14 protein-coding genes are annotated in these 16,099 nt (G+C 74.1%); 7 read left to right on the top strand and 7 right to left on the bottom strand.

What is annotated here, in order from left to right:
• The first annotated feature begins 52 nt into the window (after positions 1 to 52).
• Together Drose_RS22385 and Drose_RS22380 are read left to right on the top strand one after the other, a co-directional pair.
• Positions 53 to 436 (top strand): hypothetical protein, encoded by a 384-nt coding sequence (locus tag Drose_RS22385; protein ID WP_260723255.1) that lies wholly within the window; start codon positions 53 to 55, stop codon positions 434 to 436.
• A gap of 16 nt (positions 437 to 452) precedes the next feature.
• A complete protein-coding gene (locus tag Drose_RS22380) occupies positions 453 to 3,674 on the top strand; it encodes a BTAD domain-containing putative transcriptional regulator (RefSeq protein WP_260723254.1) in 3,222 nt (1,073 codons plus the stop codon).
• A 24-nt stretch (positions 3,675 to 3,698) separates the two neighbouring features.
• On the opposite strand, the gene Drose_RS22375 is transcribed toward Drose_RS22380, so the two are convergent.
• A complete protein-coding gene (locus Drose_RS22375) occupies positions 3,699 to 4,202 on the bottom strand; it encodes a hypothetical protein (protein ID WP_260723253.1) in 504 nt (167 codons plus the stop codon).
• 314 nt (positions 4,203 to 4,516) lie between these two features.
• Between Drose_RS22375 and map the strand changes: the two genes are divergently transcribed.
• Positions 4,517 to 5,335 carry a type I methionyl aminopeptidase gene (gene map, locus Drose_RS22370; RefSeq protein WP_260723252.1) on the top strand — a complete coding sequence of 273 codons (819 nt, stop codon included), beginning with the start codon at positions 4,517 to 4,519 and terminating at the stop codon, positions 5,333 to 5,335.
• Between the two features lie 80 nt (positions 5,336 to 5,415).
• On the opposite strand, the gene Drose_RS22365 is transcribed toward map, so the two are convergent.
• The gene (locus tag Drose_RS22365) at positions 5,416 to 6,684 is read right to left on the bottom strand and encodes an ISL3 family transposase (protein WP_260723251.1); all 1,269 of its coding nucleotides are present in this window, start codon (positions 6,682 to 6,684) and stop codon (positions 5,416 to 5,418) included.
• 141 nt (positions 6,685 to 6,825) lie between these two features.
• On the opposite strand from Drose_RS22365, the gene Drose_RS22360 reads away from it, so the two are divergent.
• Positions 6,826 to 7,176 carry a hypothetical protein gene (locus Drose_RS22360; RefSeq protein ID WP_260723250.1) on the top strand — a complete coding sequence of 117 codons (351 nt, stop codon included), beginning with the start codon at positions 6,826 to 6,828 and terminating at the stop codon, positions 7,174 to 7,176.
• A gap of 51 nt (positions 7,177 to 7,227) precedes the next feature.
• On the opposite strand, the gene Drose_RS22355 is transcribed toward Drose_RS22360, so the two are convergent.
• The 3 genes from Drose_RS22355 to Drose_RS22345 all read right to left on the bottom strand — a co-directional run bounded on the left by Drose_RS22355 (position 7,228) and on the right by Drose_RS22345 (position 10,304).
• Positions 7,228 to 7,608, bottom strand: coding sequence for a PPOX class F420-dependent oxidoreductase (locus tag Drose_RS22355; RefSeq protein WP_260723249.1), 381 nt, complete (start codon positions 7,606 to 7,608; stop codon positions 7,228 to 7,230).
• A 30-nt stretch (positions 7,609 to 7,638) separates the two neighbouring features.
• Positions 7,639 to 7,929: a DUF4287 domain-containing protein gene (locus Drose_RS22350; RefSeq protein ID WP_260723248.1), complete on the bottom strand. Its 291-nt coding sequence runs from the start codon at positions 7,927 to 7,929 to the stop codon at positions 7,639 to 7,641.
• 137 nt (positions 7,930 to 8,066) lie between these two features.
• Positions 8,067 to 10,304, bottom strand: coding sequence for an Hsp70 family protein (locus Drose_RS22345; RefSeq protein WP_260723247.1), 2,238 nt, complete (start codon positions 10,302 to 10,304; stop codon positions 8,067 to 8,069).
• 244 nt (positions 10,305 to 10,548) lie between these two features.
• Between Drose_RS22345 and Drose_RS22340 the strand changes: the two genes are divergently transcribed.
• The 3 genes from Drose_RS22340 to Drose_RS22330 all read left to right on the top strand — a co-directional run bounded on the left by Drose_RS22340 (position 10,549) and on the right by Drose_RS22330 (position 14,931).
• Positions 10,549 to 13,344, top strand: coding sequence for a serine/threonine-protein kinase (locus tag Drose_RS22340; protein WP_260723246.1), 2,796 nt, complete (start codon positions 10,549 to 10,551; stop codon positions 13,342 to 13,344).
• Positions 13,345 to 13,578: 234 nt separating this feature from the next.
• Complete coding sequence (locus Drose_RS22335; protein ID WP_260723245.1) at positions 13,579 to 14,463, top strand: DnaJ C-terminal domain-containing protein; 885 nt, start codon at positions 13,579 to 13,581, stop codon at positions 14,461 to 14,463.
• Positions 14,464 to 14,598: 135 nt separating this feature from the next.
• Positions 14,599 to 14,931, top strand: a complete 333-nt coding sequence (locus tag Drose_RS22330; RefSeq protein WP_260723244.1) for a YnfA family protein — start codon at positions 14,599 to 14,601, stop codon at positions 14,929 to 14,931.
• A gap of 17 nt (positions 14,932 to 14,948) precedes the next feature.
• Here the strand turns inward: Drose_RS22330 and Drose_RS22325 are convergent, their stop codons facing one another.
• Together Drose_RS22325 and Drose_RS22320 are read right to left on the bottom strand one after the other, a co-directional pair.
• Entirely contained in the window at positions 14,949 to 15,470 is a 522-nt protein-coding gene (locus Drose_RS22325) for a GNAT family N-acetyltransferase (protein WP_260723243.1), read from the bottom strand.
• A complete protein-coding gene (locus Drose_RS22320; protein ID WP_260723242.1) occupies positions 15,467 to 16,084 on the bottom strand; it encodes a superoxide dismutase in 618 nt (205 codons plus the stop codon). Before Drose_RS22320 ends, Drose_RS22325 begins: the two co-directional genes overlap by 4 nt.
• Positions 16,085 to 16,099: the final 15 nt, after the last annotated feature.

Below are 16,099 nucleotides of genomic sequence, written 5' to 3'. Positions count from 1 at the left end.
TCTTTACCGCAACGTCAAGCCGTCTGCAAGTACCGTCCTGTTTGCTGGATGCATGGCAGAGCTGAGGCTGGTGCGGCGCGTGCCGCCGGGACGTCGGGCGGTCACCCGTCGCGCGCTGGGCACCGCGCCCCTCGACAAACTGCTCTCCGACGGCACCGAGTGGTGGGAGCTGATCGACCCGGCCGACGACGACGAGCGCCCCGCGGCCGCGGTGGCCGCCGTACGGCCCGACGGGACCATCGTCCGACTGGTCGGGATCGCCACGCCGCCCGGACGCTCCGACCTCGCCGTTCAGGTGTTGATCGCGCTGGTGGACGCCCTGCGGGCCACCGCAGCACGTAGGCTCGTGGCGGCGCCTCCGGCGCACGGCGAGGAGTTGCTGCGGCAAGCGGGCTTCGGGCCGTACGAAGACGGTTCATACGCCGTGGAGCTGTAGCCCTTCCACGGCCGAGGTGGAAGTCCGGGAGTTTCGCATCCTGCAGTTTCGGATCCTCGGCCCGCTCGAGGCGGTGAACCCCGGCGGGCCGGTCGACACCGGCACCCCCAAGCAGCGTGCCGTCCTCGCCATGCTGGCGATGCAGCCCGGCCGGACCGTCTCGGTGCAGCGGCTGATCGACGAGCTGTGGGCGGACGAGCCACCGGAGCGTGCGATCGCCTCCCTCCAGGCGTACGTGTCGCGACTGCGCCGCGCCCTGGAGCCGGGCCGCACCGCCCGGGACCGTTCGACGGTGCTCGTCAGCCGGGCACCGGGCTACCAGCTCGTCGTCCCGCCCGACGCCGTCGACGCCGCCCGGTTCGCGGCCGCGGTCGAGCAGGCCCGCCAGGGCGGCGACCCGGCCGTGGCGCTGCGGGTGCTGAGCGGCGCGCTGAAGCTGTGGCGCGGCGACCCGCTGCCGGAGCTCGGCGACTCGCTGCTCGCCCGGGCCGAGCGGGCGCGCCTCCAGGAGTTGCGGCTGACCGCGGTGGAGGAGCGCTCGGAGGCGCTGCTGGAGCTGGACCGGCCGGCCGAGGTCGTCTACCTCAGCGAGAGCGCGCTCGCCGAGGCGCCGTACCGGGAACGCGTCTGGGGTCAGTTGATGCTCGCCCTCTACCGCGCCGGCCGGCAGGCGGACGCGCTGGCGGCCTACGCACGGGCGCGCACCGGGCTGATCGACGAGCTGGGCATCGAGCCGGGGCCGGCGCTGCAGCGCCTGGAGCAGGACATCCTGCGCCAGGCCCCGCACCTGGCCGCGCCGGCGCCCCAGGGCGCCATCCCGGTGTCGCCGGCACCGGTCGTGGTGTCCGCGCCGCCGGCGCCGGCCGAGGCACCCGCGCCCGCCGGGGCGGCGCCGGAGGCCGGCGGGTCCGACGCGGACGCCGACGGGCTGGTCGGCCGGGACGAGGAGTTGCGCACCGTCGACCGGCTGCTCGCCGAGACGGCGGCCGGCCGGGGACGGCTGCTGCTGGTCTCCGGCAGCCCGGGCATCGGCAAGTCGGCCCTGCTGCGCGAGCTCGCGTCCCGCGCGACCGGCCCGGTGGGCACCGGCACCGGCGTGGACGGCGACGCCCCGCCGGTCTTCCTGCCCTGGGCACAGATGCTGCGTGGCATCGCCGGCGCACCGGACTCCGCCGCCGCGTCCGCGCTCGCGGCCGCCTTCGCGCCCTACGGCAACCTGCCCGCGGTACTGGATCCGACGCTCATCGAAACGCTGCCGTTGCCCGCCGCCGAGCGCCTCGCCGACCCGGAGCTCGCCCGGTCGCGCCTCTACCAGGGCATCGTCGACGGGCTGTGCCGCCTCGCCGGGCACGCGCCGCTGGTGCTCGTCGTCGACGACGCGCACTGGCTCGACGCCCCGTCGACCGTGCTGCTCACCATGTTCGTCAAGGCGCTGCGGCGCAGCCGGGTGCTGCTCGCCGTCGGGTACCGGGAGGCCGAGCTGGCACCGCAGGCGCCGCTCGCGGGTGTCCTCGGTGAGCTCGTGGCCGACCCGTCGGCGGTGCGGATGCCGCTGGCGGGCCTCGACGCCGCCGGGGTCGCCACGCTGGCCCGCGTGGTCACCGGCGGGGACGTGCCGGCGGAGACGGTGGAGATGCTGCTCGACCGCACCGGCGGCAACCCGTTCTTCGTCGTGGAGCTGCTGCGGGTGCTGGTCGCCGAGCACACCCTGTCGCCCGAGCACGTGCCGGTGCGGGTGCAGGAGGTGGTCCGGCGCCGGCTCGCCAAGCTGCCCGGCCAGGTCAACGCCGTCGTCGCGGTCGCCTCGGTGCTCGGGCGCGACGTGTCGGTACCGGTGCTGCGCGAGGTCGTGCAGATCGACGAGCTGGCACTGTTCGACACGCTCGACACCGCCGTGGTCAGCGGCGTGCTCACCGCCACCGACGACCCCGGGCTGCTGCGCTTCTCGCACGACCTGGTCCGGCAGACGGCGTACCTCGACCAGGGGCCGCTGCGGCGGGCCCGGCTGCACGCGCGGACCGCCCAGGCGCTGCGGGACACCGGGCTGGCGACCGCGCCCGAGCTGGCCGCCCACCTGCGCGCGGCGCTGCCGGTGCTGACGCCGTACGACGTGGTGCCGGCGATGGTGGACGCGGCGCGGGAGGCGTACGACCGGACCGCGCACGAGCAGGCCTTCACGATGCTGGAGGAGGCGCTCGGCATGCTGCACCGCGCCCCGGCGACCGAGCGGCGCGACGTCGCCGAGGTCGACGTGCGGATCCGCCTGGCGTACCTGCGCCAGGCGACCGACGGGTACCTCGCCCCCGCCCCCGTCGCGCAGTACACGGCGATCGAGTCGCTGCTGCTGCGCCTGCGCGGCCGGCCGGTGCTCGACGTGCTGCCGGCGCTGTGGGGGTACGCCTCGTTCCGTACCGCCTCCGGTGACGTGGCCCGGGCGGTCGAGGTGGCCCGGTCGGCGACCGTCGGCGGCAGCACGGACCCGTGGGCCACGATCGTCGCCGAGGTGCACGAGGGCGCCGCCGCGCTGAGCGAGCTCGACCTACCGCGCGCCAACCGGTGCTTCGAGACCGCCCTCGCCGCCCTGCCGGCCGGTGACGTGCCGGTCTTCCCGATCGACAATTGGGACCCGGTCGTCGGCGCGCTGGCACCGGCCGCGATGGTGGCCGGCATGCTCGGCGACCACGACGCCGCCGAACGGCATCTGCGGGCCGCCCGGCAGCGGGCCGCCCGGACCGGCGAGCTGTTCCTGGACATGTACGTCGCCAACTACGCGGCCGCCGTCGCGGCGGACCGGTTCGACGTGCCGGCGGCGGCCGAGGCGGCGCGTGCCACGCTGGCGCTGGCCGAGCGGGGCGGGCACCCGGAGTACCGGAGCATGGCGGGCGTCGTGCTGGGCTGGGCGGAGGTCCGCTCCGGCTCCGCCGACGGGCTGACCCGGATCACGCAGGCCCGGGCTCACCTCGGCGACGCGATGCGCCGGTTCGGGCGCCTGGAGGCGATGCACGCCGACGCCTGCCTGGCGCTGGGGCAGACCGGGGACGCCGCAGCGGTGGCCGCCGCGGCGCTGGAACGCGGCCTGCCGGGCCAGAGCGGCCTGGCCGAGCCGGACCTGCGCCGCGTCCGGGCGCTGGCGCTCGGCGACCGGGCACTGGCCGAGGACGCGCTGACCCTGGCCCGGTCGCTGCGCTACGTGGCCGCCGCCGACCGGGCCGAGGTCGCGGTCAAGGAGTTGTCATGAGCCACTCGCGGCGCCGGCGGTGCGTCACCGAATCGCCTGCGCCGCGCTGACGCACAGCGGCGCGGCGAAGGCGCCGGCCGGGCCGGGCCGGAACCCGTCGAAGCAGTGCCACAGGTGCGGCAGACCGGCGAGGGCGGTCGCGACGGCGTCGTCGGTGGCCCGCAGCCACGCCAGGTGGCGCGCGGCATGGGTGGCGACGGCGTCCGCCGGAACCGACGCGGGGCTCGGCCGAGCCGGGTCGCCGGACGACACGATCCCGTCGTCGGTGACGGGCCGGGTGCCCGCCTCGGCGTTGCCGTCGGTGACGGCCGCGTAGGTGAGGACCAGGCCGCCGTCGGTGTGCCGCCACGACGTCGAGTGCAGGACGGTCAGCGGAGGCGGCACCCGGCCGGGATCTCCCGTGTCGGCGACCAGGTCCGCGGCGACGCCGTCCGGATGCCGGCCGGCACTCAGGGCACCACGGGAGCAGCGGTAGTGCAGCCGGCCGTCCCGCGCCCCGATCACGAGCACTTCCACGATCGTCGGCACCGACGGTCGATCTTCACCTCCCATCATGCCAGTCTGCGGTACTTGCCATATATTTGCAACAACCGGCAGGCGCTCGCCCGCGCGACTGTGCGTCACCGTTGGCGGACGGCCGTGGGGCTTGTCGCGGCCCTGTGCACCGACGGCCGCTTCCTCTCCCTTGACCTGTGGAAAGAGCCGGTCGGGGCGCCGGCCCGCTGCGCTCTGTCCGGGGTGAGTGGTCGGCAGACCATGCGAGCCCTCCCTCGGGGCGGCCCCGACCTGGTGTGATATAAAAATACCGGTATACAAATACCGACAACGGGGAGGGCGCTGTCGTGATCGAGCTCAAGTCCGTCGAGGAGATCGGCCGGATGGCGGTGACCGGCCAGTTCGTCGGTGAGTTGCTCGCCGAACTGAGCGGTGTCGCCGCGGTCGGCGTCAACCTGATGGATCTCGAACATCACGCGCGCCGCCGGATCAAGGAACGCGGCGCCGAGTCCTGCTACTGGGACTACGCTCCGTCGTTCGGCCGCGGCCCGTTCCGCAACGTGCTGTGCCTGTCGGTCAACGACGCGGTGCTGCACGGCCTGCCGCACGACTATGTCTTGCGGGACGGCGACCTGCTCAGCATCGACATGGCGGTCGGCATCGACGGCTGGGCCGCCGACTCCGCGCTCTCCGTCGTCGTCGGCACCCCCGACCCGGCCGACCTGAGGCTGATCGAGGCCACCGAGGTCGCGCTGGAGGCCGCCATCACCGCCGCCCGGCCCGGCGGCCGCCTCGGCGACGTCTCCGCCGCGATCGGCGAGGTCGCCCGCTCCTACGGCTACGGCGTCAACGCCGAGTTCGGCGGCCACGGCATCGGCCGCACCATGCACGAGGCCCCGCACGTCGCCAACAACGGCCGCGCCCACCGCGGCATGAAACTCGACCCCGGCCTCACCATCGCCATCGAGCCCTGGTTCTGCCGCTCCACCGACAGGATCAAGTTCGACGCCGACGGCTGGACGATCCGCTCCGCCGACGGCTCCCGCTCCGCCCACTCCGAACACACGGTCGCCATCACGGCTTCCGGCCCCCGGGTCCTGACCTCCCGCCCCACTCACGGCGCCACCTCGGCCGATACCACCCGGAAGCCCGCTACGGCCTCCTGACCCACGGCCCGCCGCGCGACTCGCGGGCGCCGCCGCGGGGGCATCAGCGCCGGCCATAGATATTAGAACGTATGTGCCAATTAATGGGTTTCTGTGGGTAGTGATGTGGTGATGCCGCCGTGGCAGAGGTGGATCATTTCGATGAGGTTGTCGAGGTCGGCGTAGCCGTGGGAGCGGCGTTGGATGAGGCGGATGCCGGCGTTGATGCTCTCGAGGAGCGAGTTCGACAGTTGGAGGTGGATGGCGTTGAGGATGCCGGTGCGGTGGCGGCGCAGTCGCCGGGCGAGGGTGACGAAGGCGTTGATACCGCTGCGTTTGGCCCGGTTGATCCAGCGTCGTAGGTGGTCGGCTGCGTCGCTGGTGGGGACCTGGTAGAGGCGGCGGAGGTCTTCTTTGAGGCGCCAGGCGTGGTGGATGCGGGGGTGTTTGCGGCGGAGCTGTTCGATGATCGCGGTGCGGGTGGGGTCGTGTTGCCCGGCGGGCTGGCGCAGGGCGCCGCGGGCCTTCTGCCAGGTTTGGGCGGGTGTCAGTCCAGCCACGGCGATCTTTACGCCCTGTTCACGGCAGGTCTGGTAGGCCAGGTCAAGCGCTTCGCCGGCCCATTTGATCACGTGGAACGGGTCGAGGCAGATCGCCGCGTGCGGCACGTGGGTGGTGGCGGCGCCGCGGTAGATCGCGGTCATGTCCATGCTGACCGCCTCGATCCGGGCTCGGCCGTCCTCGCCGAGAGACTCCAGGAATCTGCCGAAGACGTCCTGCCTGCGGCCCTCGCCGACGAACACCACCCGGCCGGTGTCGTGGTCGGCGACCACGGTGAGGAACTTGCGGCCCCGGCGGTAGGCGATCTCGTCGACGCCGATGCGGTAGATCGCGTCGAGACGCTCGCTGTCCAGGTGGGTATCGACGAGCCTGGCTACGAGGTGGTCGACGGTCTGCCAGGTGGTGCCCAGCAGCGCGGCCGCGGCGCTCTTGGACATCCGTTTCGCCAGCCAGCAGGCCATATCCTCGAAGTCGCGGGTATGCCGGGCGCCGGGCCGGGCCCACGGCATCCACTCGCTGCGGACCTGCCCGCAGCCGCGGCAGTCGACCCGGCGGATCTCCGCTTCGATCACCACCCGGTACCGGCCGAAGTCGACATGACGCCACTTCCTGCGGGAACGGTCGTACCGGGCCCGGCTGGTCCGCCCGCACGGGCAGACCAGCACCTGCGAGCGAAGCCGGACCTGCACCACCATCGCGGTATCCGTGAAACACACGTCGTCCACAACCGTTCCCTCGAAGCCCAGCAGACGGTTGATCACAGCAGCGGCGCGCACGTGGATCCCTTCGCTCACAACGGTCTTCAGCAACCTGGTGAACGAACCGGCATCCCATGCGCGCCGCCATTTTGTCCGTTACAGCCCCCTATCCCCACCCACAGAAACCCACTAATTGGCACGTATGTTCGAGTATCGTTCGAGTGGGCCGGTCGTTGTGCTGTGCGGGGAGTGGTGACGATGCGCTTTGCCGGGTTCGTGCCGGGGTTCACGCGGCGGCCGGTTCACGGTGTGGGTTATGCGGTGCGCCTGGACTGGCCGTCCGCCGAGGCCGGCGCGGTGTCCCACGACTTCACCCAGTTCACCCCGGGTCTGCGCCGCGCCCTGCGCAGGGCCGCCAGCACCCGCCGCTACTGGGTGCTGAGCCCGGTGCGCCCCTTGGCCGTCACGGTGGTGCCGATCACGCGGGCCGCCTTCGACGCACACTCCCAGCAGTGCGTCTCGCCGGCCTGCCCGACCACGGCCCCGCTGCTCGGCCTGGTCCCCGCGGGTGACACCACCCCGGCCCGCGGCGCCTCCGCCTGACCCGTCACAGACTCGGGCCGTGGAAGCCGGCCGGACGCCGCTGCCGTCTCGTCAGAACGAGACGGCGATGCCCACCATCGGGGGACGGCGGATCCGCAGGGTGCGGGCGAACCAGTTGCCGACCCGGGAGAGCGCGTATCTGCGGGCCAGCAGCGCCCGCGCTCGTGCCGTTTCCGAGTCGTCGAGGAGCCGGGCCCGCCCGGTCGTGGTCGGGGCGCCCGGGGCGACGCGGCCGCGGAAGTCGCACGCCGTCACCCGGACCTCGCTGTTGTTGCGGATCCGCCGCACCTTCCAGGACCTCGCCTCGGTGACGACGAACAGTTCGCCCTCGTGGAGGACGTGCCAGACCGGAGTCGCCACCGGAGTGCCATCCTTACGGTACGTGATCAGGTTGACGTACCTGCTGCGGCCGATCTCGTCCACGGCGGTCATCATCCAAGCGTATCCACCGGCCCGCGCCGATCATGCCGAGCGGCTCGCGATGCCGTCCAGCCACAGCGTGTCGCTGTCGTCGCGGTGGACACCCGCCGACCCCACGTGCTTCGCCGGGATCTTCGAGCCGTTCTTGATGACGTGGAAGAGCGCCATCGCGTGGCCGCGGCCCAGGTCGTAGTCCGCCTTCAGCCATTCGACCACGGCCGCGGCCTTGACCGACAGGCCCGAAAGACCCTGCTCCGCGGCCAGCGCCAGCAGTTCGCGGGGGGTCTTGCCGGTCTTGCGCTCGATCGTGTCGAGGTACGCCTGGAACGACATGTCCATCCTCCTGGTTCGGGTGCCTTCACCAGTGCGTCGAACGGCGCGGCCGGGTTTCGACACGGCGACCGGAAAACGTTCTGTGCTCCGGTCCGTGGGGCTGGCTCGGCCATGGGCCGGCTTCGCCCCCGGGCCGGTCACCCGGCGCGGCGGCGCACCGACAGCACGACGCCGGCCAGCGCGGCGGCGGCGATCAGCGCGACCAGCGGCCACCACCCCAGCCACCACACGACGTTTCCCGCCACGACGACGAGGTCCGGCTGCGGTGGTGCGACCCACCCCCCGCTCGCGTCGCGCCAGCCGTGCCACGAGCGGATGTCGTCGACCGCGTGGTACGTGACGTAGCCGCCCGCGGTGAGGCACAGGCCGTACGCGCTGCCGGACAGGAACTGCCGCCAGCGCGGCCGGCACCGGGCCACCATCGCGCGCAGCGCCACACCGGCGAACATGAGGCCGGCCACGGCGACGAACGCGCCGAGCGCCACCACCGTCCACAGCGGAACGGCCGCCCAGCCGCCCGCCTCGAACACCCGGTACGCGAGGTACAGCACCGGGTCGGCCGCCAGGTACCGGTCCGGGACCCGGATCGCGCCGCGGCCGGCGTCGGACTGGACGACCGTCGCGGCGGAGGGGTTCACGCCGAAGCGATGGCTCAGCGCGGCCGTGCCGAGGGCCATGCCCGCCGCGGCGACCGTCACGTATCGGGCCGGTCCGTCCCGGCCGAGGACGTCGATCGGGCGCCGGGTGGCGAGGCCGCGCAGGCCTACCGCGAGGACGGTGAGCCCGGCCGCGACGGTGGCCAGCGGCAGCCAGCGGTCCAGGTCGGTCACCACGTAGAGGAAGTGCTGCTCGCCGTCCGGCGCGCCGTTGCGGGCCAGGCGGCCGAGCACCGCGGCGCCGGTGACGACGGCGAGCAGTCCGGCGGTGGCCGTCGCCGCCAGGCCCAGCAGGTGCCCGGCGCGCGGCGGGCCGGTCGTGTGCGGGAGCGGGAACAGGCTCGACGCGCCGCGTGCCGCCCCGCCGGCGGCCAGCGTGGCCGTGAGCGCGAGCGCGGCGAGATAACCGGCCGGAGCGAGCGGTGCGCGGGCACCGGTACCCAGCGCCGACAGGCCCGCGCTGGAGACGAGGACCGGCCCGACGACGACGGCGAGCGCCATCGCCAGCAGGAGCAGGGCCGGCCGAGCATAGTCCTGGCGCATCAGCCGGGCCGCCCGCCGGGCGGGCGCGGGAGCAGCGGCCGGGGGCGCGGGGGTGGCCGGGGGAGCGGTGCGGAAGTTCGGCCGCGGTGCCGGGGCGGGCGCGGGCGCCGCACCCGGCCGCGCCGGCACGGGGGCATGGAGAGCGCCCTCGGCGACGACGAGCTCCGGCTGCTCGATGACGACCGGGGCCACGCCGGTGCTGCGGTGCACCACCGTGGACACCAGCGGCATCCGGCTCGCGCCGCCGACGAGGAACACGGCCGTGGGCGGGCCGGGCACGGCGCGCAGCGCCGCCGCCACCGCGGCGACCGTCTCGTCGAGCACCGGGCGGGCCAGCTCGTCGAGCTCCTCCCGGCCCAGCGGCGCGTCCACGTCGAGCAGCGGCAGGCGGATGAAGGTCGACGCGCTGCGTGACAGCATCGCCTTGCCGTCGTGGACGTGCTCCTGGAGGTCCAGCCAGGCGTCGCGATGGGCGGGCTCGGCCAGCCGCTGCCACGCGTCGGCCCGGTCGGCGTAGACGCCGCGTAGATGGTCCACGACGGCGGCGTCGATGTCGAGCCCGCCCCGGTCGGTGAGCCCGGTGCTGGTGACGACCGTGAACCCGGGCTCGGTACGGGCGACGACCGTCGCGTCGAAGGTTCCGGCGCCCAGGTCGTACACGACAAGGTGGCTTCCGGCGGGCAGTGTCGCGCCGAGGACGGTGACGAAGTACGCCGCCGCCGCGACCGGCTCGTCGACCAGCGCCGGACGCGGCAGTCCGGCCGCGACCGCGGCGCGCACGAGCAGCTCCCGCCGGCGCGGCCCCCAGCTCACCGGGCAGGTCACCGTCACCCCGACCGGCGGCCCGCCGGCGACGCGCACCGCCTCGGCCGCGACCCGGGACAGGACGGCGCCGAACAGCTCCACGACACCGACCTCACGCTCGCCCAGCAGCACGGTGCCGTCGTCGACACGCCGCTTCGGGTGCGGCTCGAAACGCTCCGGGTGCCGGCGCGCCCAGTGCCGTGCGTCGCGGCCGGTGAGCAATGGCCCGTCCGGCTCGGCGTAGACGGCCGAAGGGAGCAACGGCGAGCCGTCGAACGTGAGCGGCCTGGTCCGCCCATCGGGCCAGGCGAGCACGGCGACGGTGGTGGACGTGCCGAAATCCACGCCCAGCCGGAAACCCCCGCCGATCACGTGAACACAGTAGAGCCCAGCCGCCGAGCGTGATTCTGTCCATTACCCGACACATCGTTGGCCGTTCCGGCGGCGGGGAAGCCACCGAACAGCATCCCGGGTGCGCCCGAAACTCCAGCGCGGCTCCGGCCGGCACACGCGTACGTTCAGTCGCATCCCGGCCTTCACCGGTGCTCCTGTGGCCGGGTCGTGTCGGTTCGTGCGCGTGGAACGTGAGCCCGACGTTGTCGTGAAGGGTCGCCAGATGCGTTTCTCCCCCTCCCACGCCCGGCCCGCGATGGTGGCCGGACTCTTCGCCTTAGCCGTGTCCGGACTCGTGGCGGCCGCCGGGGTCCTCGCCCCGCCACACCGGGCGGCCACCGCCGCACCCGCCCAGCCGGCCGCGTCCGGCTGCGCGATCACCGGTGTCGCCGCGAAGTCCGCGGGCGATGCCGACCGGCTCCGCAAGGAGCTGCCCGGACAGCCGGTGCACCAGCTTTCCGGCGCCCGGCTGGACGGGTCGTCCGGCTGGGCGGTGCCGGACGGCCATCCCGTGCTCGTGGTCGACGCCACCGCCGGCGCGGCGCGGGCCAAGGTGTCGGCCGCCGCGTTCGGGATGCGGTTCGACCTGCCGGCCGCGGACGGCGCGCCGGCGGGCCGCTATGTCAACAAGTCCCAGCCGCCGCTGTTCGGGGCGGTCACCCGGACCACCGAGATCGTCGTCGAGGGCGAGGGGTGCCGGGCCACGCTGCTGCTGACGAGCGGCCGGAGCCCCTTCGCCACGGCCGCCGGTCTGATCGGCCTGCTGCTGGCGCTCGCCGGCGGATTCCTCACGGTCCTCGTCGCCCGGCGCCGGACCGGCGACTGGACGCGGCGCGCACTGCTGGCGGCGCCCCTCGGCCTGGTCGCGGGCGGGGGTGAGGCGCTGGTGCTCCACGAGGCGGGCGTGATCAGCCCGTCGAGCGGGCTCATCTGGCTCGGGCCGGTCGTCGGTCTCGGGCTGGCGCTGCTCCTGCCGCTGACGCGCCGCCGCACCGGTGCGGTGCCCGCGGCCGGCCCCGAACCGTTCGTGCCGCCGACGCACGTCGACCTCGCCGGCCGTACGGCCGAATCGGTCTTCGGCGGGAGCGACACCGTGGTGGTGTACCGGGCGCTCGACGCGGACGGGATCTCCCGGGTGCTGCTGAAGGTGCCGCGGCCGCAGTTCGCCGCCGACCCGCTCGTGCGGGCCCGGCTCGACCGCGACGGCGAGGTCATGCGCCTGCTCGACGACGACAACTGCCTGCGGCTGCGCGACACCACCGGCGCGGTCCTGGTCACCGAGGACGTCGACGGCGCGCCGCTGCGGCAGATCCTCGACGCGGGCACCCGGCTCACCGGCGAGCAGGCGCTGGCCGTCGTCGCCGGCGCCGCGTCGGGGCTCATCGCCGTGCACCGGCACGGGCTGGTCCACCGTGACGTCACCCCGGACAACATCTACCTCGACCGGTCCGGCCGCACCGTCCTGGCGAACTTCGCCCTCGCGGTGCCCGGCACCGCGCCGGCGCCGGCGCCGGAGGGCTCGCTGGAGTACCTCAGTCCGGAGCAGCGCCGCGGCCAGCCGCTCGACGCCCGGTCGGACCTGTTCACGCTCGGTGCCGTCCTGAGCCGGCTGATGACCGGCCAGGTGCCGGTCGTCGCCGAGGACGCGCCGCCACAGGCGGGTCTCGACCAGCTCCATCCGCAGTTGGCGACCCTGATCGAGCGGGCGCTGTCGGCTGACCCGGACGGTCGGCCGGAGAGCGCCGAGGCGTTCCTGGCCGACCTGCGCGAGGCGGCGACCGCTGCCTACGGGCCCGACTGGATGACCCTCGGCGCCGCCACCGGCGCCGTCCTCGCGCCCGGCGGCGCGCTGGCCGCGGCGAGCGCGGCCGGGGCGGGTGTCGTGACCGCGGGTGGTGGCCTCGGTCTGCTGGGTGCCGGGGAGGTGGGCGCCGGCGCGATACCGGCGGTCGCCGGCCTCGCCCCGGCCGCGACGACGACGACCGTCGTCACCGCCGGGGCGGGCGGCGCGACGGCGTCCGGCGGCGGCGCGGGCGGCATCCTGCCGCCGATCGTCGGCGCCGCCGCCGCCGTTGTCGTCGGGGTGGTCGTCGCCGTGATCCCGCAGGCGCCCGCCACCGCCGCCAACGAGGTGATCACGGAGGAATCGGCCAAGGTCATCCTGCGGTCCACCTGGGACGAGGTGCGCGGCGGCACCAACTCCCACGTCGGCACGGGTGCGCAGCCGCCGGTCTCGACGTTGCTCGGCATCCCGGGAGTGAAGGACGGCGAGCTCACCGAGATCAAGATCGGTGTGCCGGCCGGGCAGACGACCTATCCGGCGTACTTCCTGGTCACCGCACAGGCGAAACTGCCCGACGGCAGCATCGTCTACGTCTACGTCCGCTTCACCCGCGCGTCCGCCGACGAACCCTGGATGATGAGCGAGCTGGTCCAGTCGAAGGTGGCGGCCGAGGTGCCCAGCCCGAAGATCAACGACGACGGCAGCCTGCCGCCGCCGCCCGAGCTGGTCGCCGATCCGGCCGCGCTGTCGAAGCGGTACGTGGACTGGGGCCAGCGGGTGGTCGACAGCAAGGCGCTCGGCAGCGACGACGTGCTGGTGCTGGGCACGACCGGCGGGTCGTACCTCGCGTCGATCCCGTCCTTCATCGGGGTGACCAGCGGCCTGTTCTACAACTCGCTGACCTGGCGGCAGGGCTCGATCGTCATGCAGCCGGTCCAGCTCGCCGACGGCACCGTGCTGGTCCGCTTCACCGCGACGGCCGACCGTACGCTGTACAACTCCCCGGCGCCGGCCAGCCGGTCGTGCTTCACCAACAACGGCCCGGTCTACGTGTCGTTCGGCCTCCCGGGCTTCCCGACCGGCTACTACCGCGAGGTGGAGGCGGACTGGACCGTCACGGTGACCGCGCACATCCCGACGAAGGGCGGCACGGCGGCGCCCGGCGCCGACCCGACGAAGGTCACCATCGACGACTCCGCGGTGGTGCCGTCGAACCCGCGCACCAAGGCCTGCTGAGCCCGGGCCGTCGTTGCGCGCTGTGATGTCCACCGGCACCGGGCGGCCCTGGACATGCCTGCCGTGGCGGTGCGGGTGGACGATCACGATGACCACGACGACCGCACCGTCCACGACAGTCGGTACCCACGGCCCGTCACCACACCCTCCCGCCCCGCCGGGAGCCGTCAACGCCGCCGCGGCGTTTGACGCTGCCGGGCTCCCGTCCTATGACTGGAGAGGGAGGGGGCAGCGGTGGCCGCCACGGACGACTACTACCGCGTGCTGGAGGTCGAGCCGACCGCCAGCCCGCAGGAGATCCGGCTGGCCTATCGCAGGCTCGCCCGCCGCTTCCATCCCGACCGCAACCCGGATCCCGGCGCCGAGGAGCGGTTCCGGCTGCTCACCGAGGCGTACGAGGTGCTCTCCGACGATCGGGCCCGCGCCGAGTACGACCGCCGGGCCGGCACCTCGCCGCGGGCCCCGCAGCCGTTCGACCTCAGCACCGGCCGGGCCGCACACGTCGGCATCGACCTCGGCGGCCTGCTCGGCGGGCTGCTCCGCGGCGCCTTCGGGGCCAGGGCCGGCACCGTGTCGCGGGGCATCGACGTCGAGGCGGAGATCGGGGTGAGCGTCGAGGACGCCTACCACGGCGGCGCGCACCGGCTGGCCGTCCAGACCTCCGGCGGCAGCCACTCAATCGAGGTGGTCATCCCGGCCGGGGTGACCGAGGGCCAGCGGATCCGGCTGCCCGGTCAGGGCGCCACCGGCACCGGCGGCGGCCCGCGCGGCGACCTCTACCTGGTGGTGCGGCTGGCGCCGCATCCGCGGTACCGCGTCGACGACCGCGACATCGTCGTCGACCTCCCGATCACGCCGTGGGAGGCCGTGCTCGGCGCCGGCGTGACGATGGACACTCCGGGCGGACCGGTCCAGGTCCGGGTGCCAGCCGGTTCGTCGTCGGGGCGCCGGCTGCGGTTCCACGGCCGGGGCCTGCCCGGCCTGGGCGGACCCGCCGGTGACCTCTACGCCCAGCTCTCGATCGTGGTGCCGGAGCGGCTGTCGGACCGGCAGCGCGAGCTGTGGCGACGGCTGGCCGAAGCGTCCCGGTTCGACCCGCGGGGCCGCCGGGCGGCCTGACCCAAGCTCGTGATCAGGCGGGTTGGTCGGGCGGGACGTCGGCGCGCGGCGGCTGGGGCGGCTGCCGTACGGCGCGGACGACCCGGGCGAGGGTCGGTGGCTGTGGACGCCCGGCCGGTGTGCTGCCATACCTCCATGACAACGGTGCGATCGATCCTGCTGTTCGTGCTCGCGGCGCTCGCCGAGATCGGCGGGGCCTGGCTCATCTGGCAGGGTGTCCGCGAGCACCGGGGCCTGCTGTGGATCGGCGCGGGCGTCGCCGCGCTGGGCGCCTACGGATTCGTCGCCACCCTCCAGCCCGAGGCGCACTTCGGTCGCATCCTCGCCGCCTACGGCGGTGTCTTCGTCGCCGGCTCCCTCGGCTGGGCGATGCTCGTCGACCGGTTCCGCCCGGACCGATACGACCTGATCGGCGCCGCCGTCTGCCTCGCCGGCGTCGCCGTCATCATGTACGCACCACGCCACTGATGGGCGGTGGCGAGTGCTCAGGCGCGTGGACCGCGCAGGTAGACGACGATGCCGCCGGACGCGCCGGCCCGGCGCCAGCCCTGCCGCTCGTAGAAGGCGGTGGCCTGTGGCGCGTGCTCCGCGGTGACCAGCCAGGCCGGGTGGTCACCGACGATCGCGTCCAGGAGACGGCGGCCCCGGCCGCTGCCCCGCGCGGCTGGATGGACGGCCAGCTCGAGCACCTCGAACGTGCCGCACAGCGCGTCGGCCCGGTCGTCGCCGAGCGCGGTGCGGGCCTTGCCATAGCTGCGCCCGGTCGGAAACGGCGACGCGGTCGCGTAGCCGTAGGCGAACCCGACGAGCGCACCGGCACGGTCGCGGGCGACGGCGGCGCGGAAGCCGGGCCGGCCCGCCTCGTCGGGCAGCCGGTCGCGGAACGTCACGGCCATGTCGGGCGGCTCGTGCCACGGTGCTTGGGTGAATACCGCGGCGTAGACACCGGCCAGCTCCGGGCCGAGGATCAGGAACCGGCCGGCGTCGGCCGGCTCGACGGTGCTCATGCCAGCAGGCCGGGCGCCCGGCGGGCGGCCTCGAAGCGGCGGGTCACGTCGGCCCAGTCGACCAGGCCCCACAGGCGCTGGACGTAGTCCGGGCGGACGTTGCGGTACTGCAGGTAGTAGGCGTGCTCCCAGGCGTCGAAGACTAGCAGCGGCGTCGAGCCCTGGCCGACGTTGCCGTGGTGGTCGTACACCTGCTGCACGATCAGCCGTCGGCCCAGCGGCTCCCACGCGAGGACGCCCCAGCCGGAGCCCTGCACGCCGGTGGTGGCCGCCGACAGTTGAGCGGCGAACGCCTCGAACGAGCCGAAGTGCTCGTCGAATGCGGCGGCGAGCTCACCGCTGGGACGATCGCCGCCCTCGGGCGACAGGTTGCTCCAGAAGATCGAGTGGAGCACGTGACCTGACAGGTTGAACGCGAGGGTCTTCTCCAGCCCGACCAGGTTGCCGAACGCGTCCTGGTCGCGGGCTTCGGCGAGACGCTCGATCGTGTCGTTGGCGCCCTTGACGTAGGCCGCGTGGTGCTTGCCGTGGTGCAGCTCCAGGATGTCGCCGGACATCGCGGGCTCCAGGGCGGCGTAGTCGTAGGGCAGGTCGGGCAGCGTGTAGACGCTCATCCAGCAGGGATCCTC

The organism is Dactylosporangium roseum (assembly GCF_025264685.1).
GTDB lineage: Bacteria > Actinomycetota > Actinomycetes > Mycobacteriales > Micromonosporaceae > Dactylosporangium > Dactylosporangium roseum.
This window is presented reverse-complemented; position numbering and strand designations above follow the sequence as displayed.

Coding starts and splice junctions, on each gene's coding strand:
- Drose_RS22385 (WP_260723255.1), top strand. CDS start 53: ATGGCAGAGCTGAGGCTGGTGCGGCGCGTGCCGCCGGGACGTCGGGCG.
- Drose_RS22355 (WP_260723249.1), bottom strand. CDS start 7,608: ATGACCGCCGTGGACGAGATCGGCCGCAGCAGGTACGTCAACCTGATC.
- Drose_RS22350 (WP_260723248.1), bottom strand. CDS start 7,929: ATGTCGTTCCAGGCGTACCTCGACACGATCGAGCGCAAGACCGGCAAG.
- Drose_RS22340 (WP_260723246.1), top strand. CDS start 10,549: ATGCGTTTCTCCCCCTCCCACGCCCGGCCCGCGATGGTGGCCGGACTC.
- Drose_RS22330 (WP_260723244.1), top strand. CDS start 14,599: ATGACAACGGTGCGATCGATCCTGCTGTTCGTGCTCGCGGCGCTCGCC.
- Drose_RS22325 (WP_260723243.1), bottom strand. CDS start 15,470: ATGAGCACCGTCGAGCCGGCCGACGCCGGCCGGTTCCTGATCCTCGGC.
- Drose_RS22320 (WP_260723242.1), bottom strand. CDS start 16,084: ATGAGCGTCTACACGCTGCCCGACCTGCCCTACGACTACGCCGCCCTG.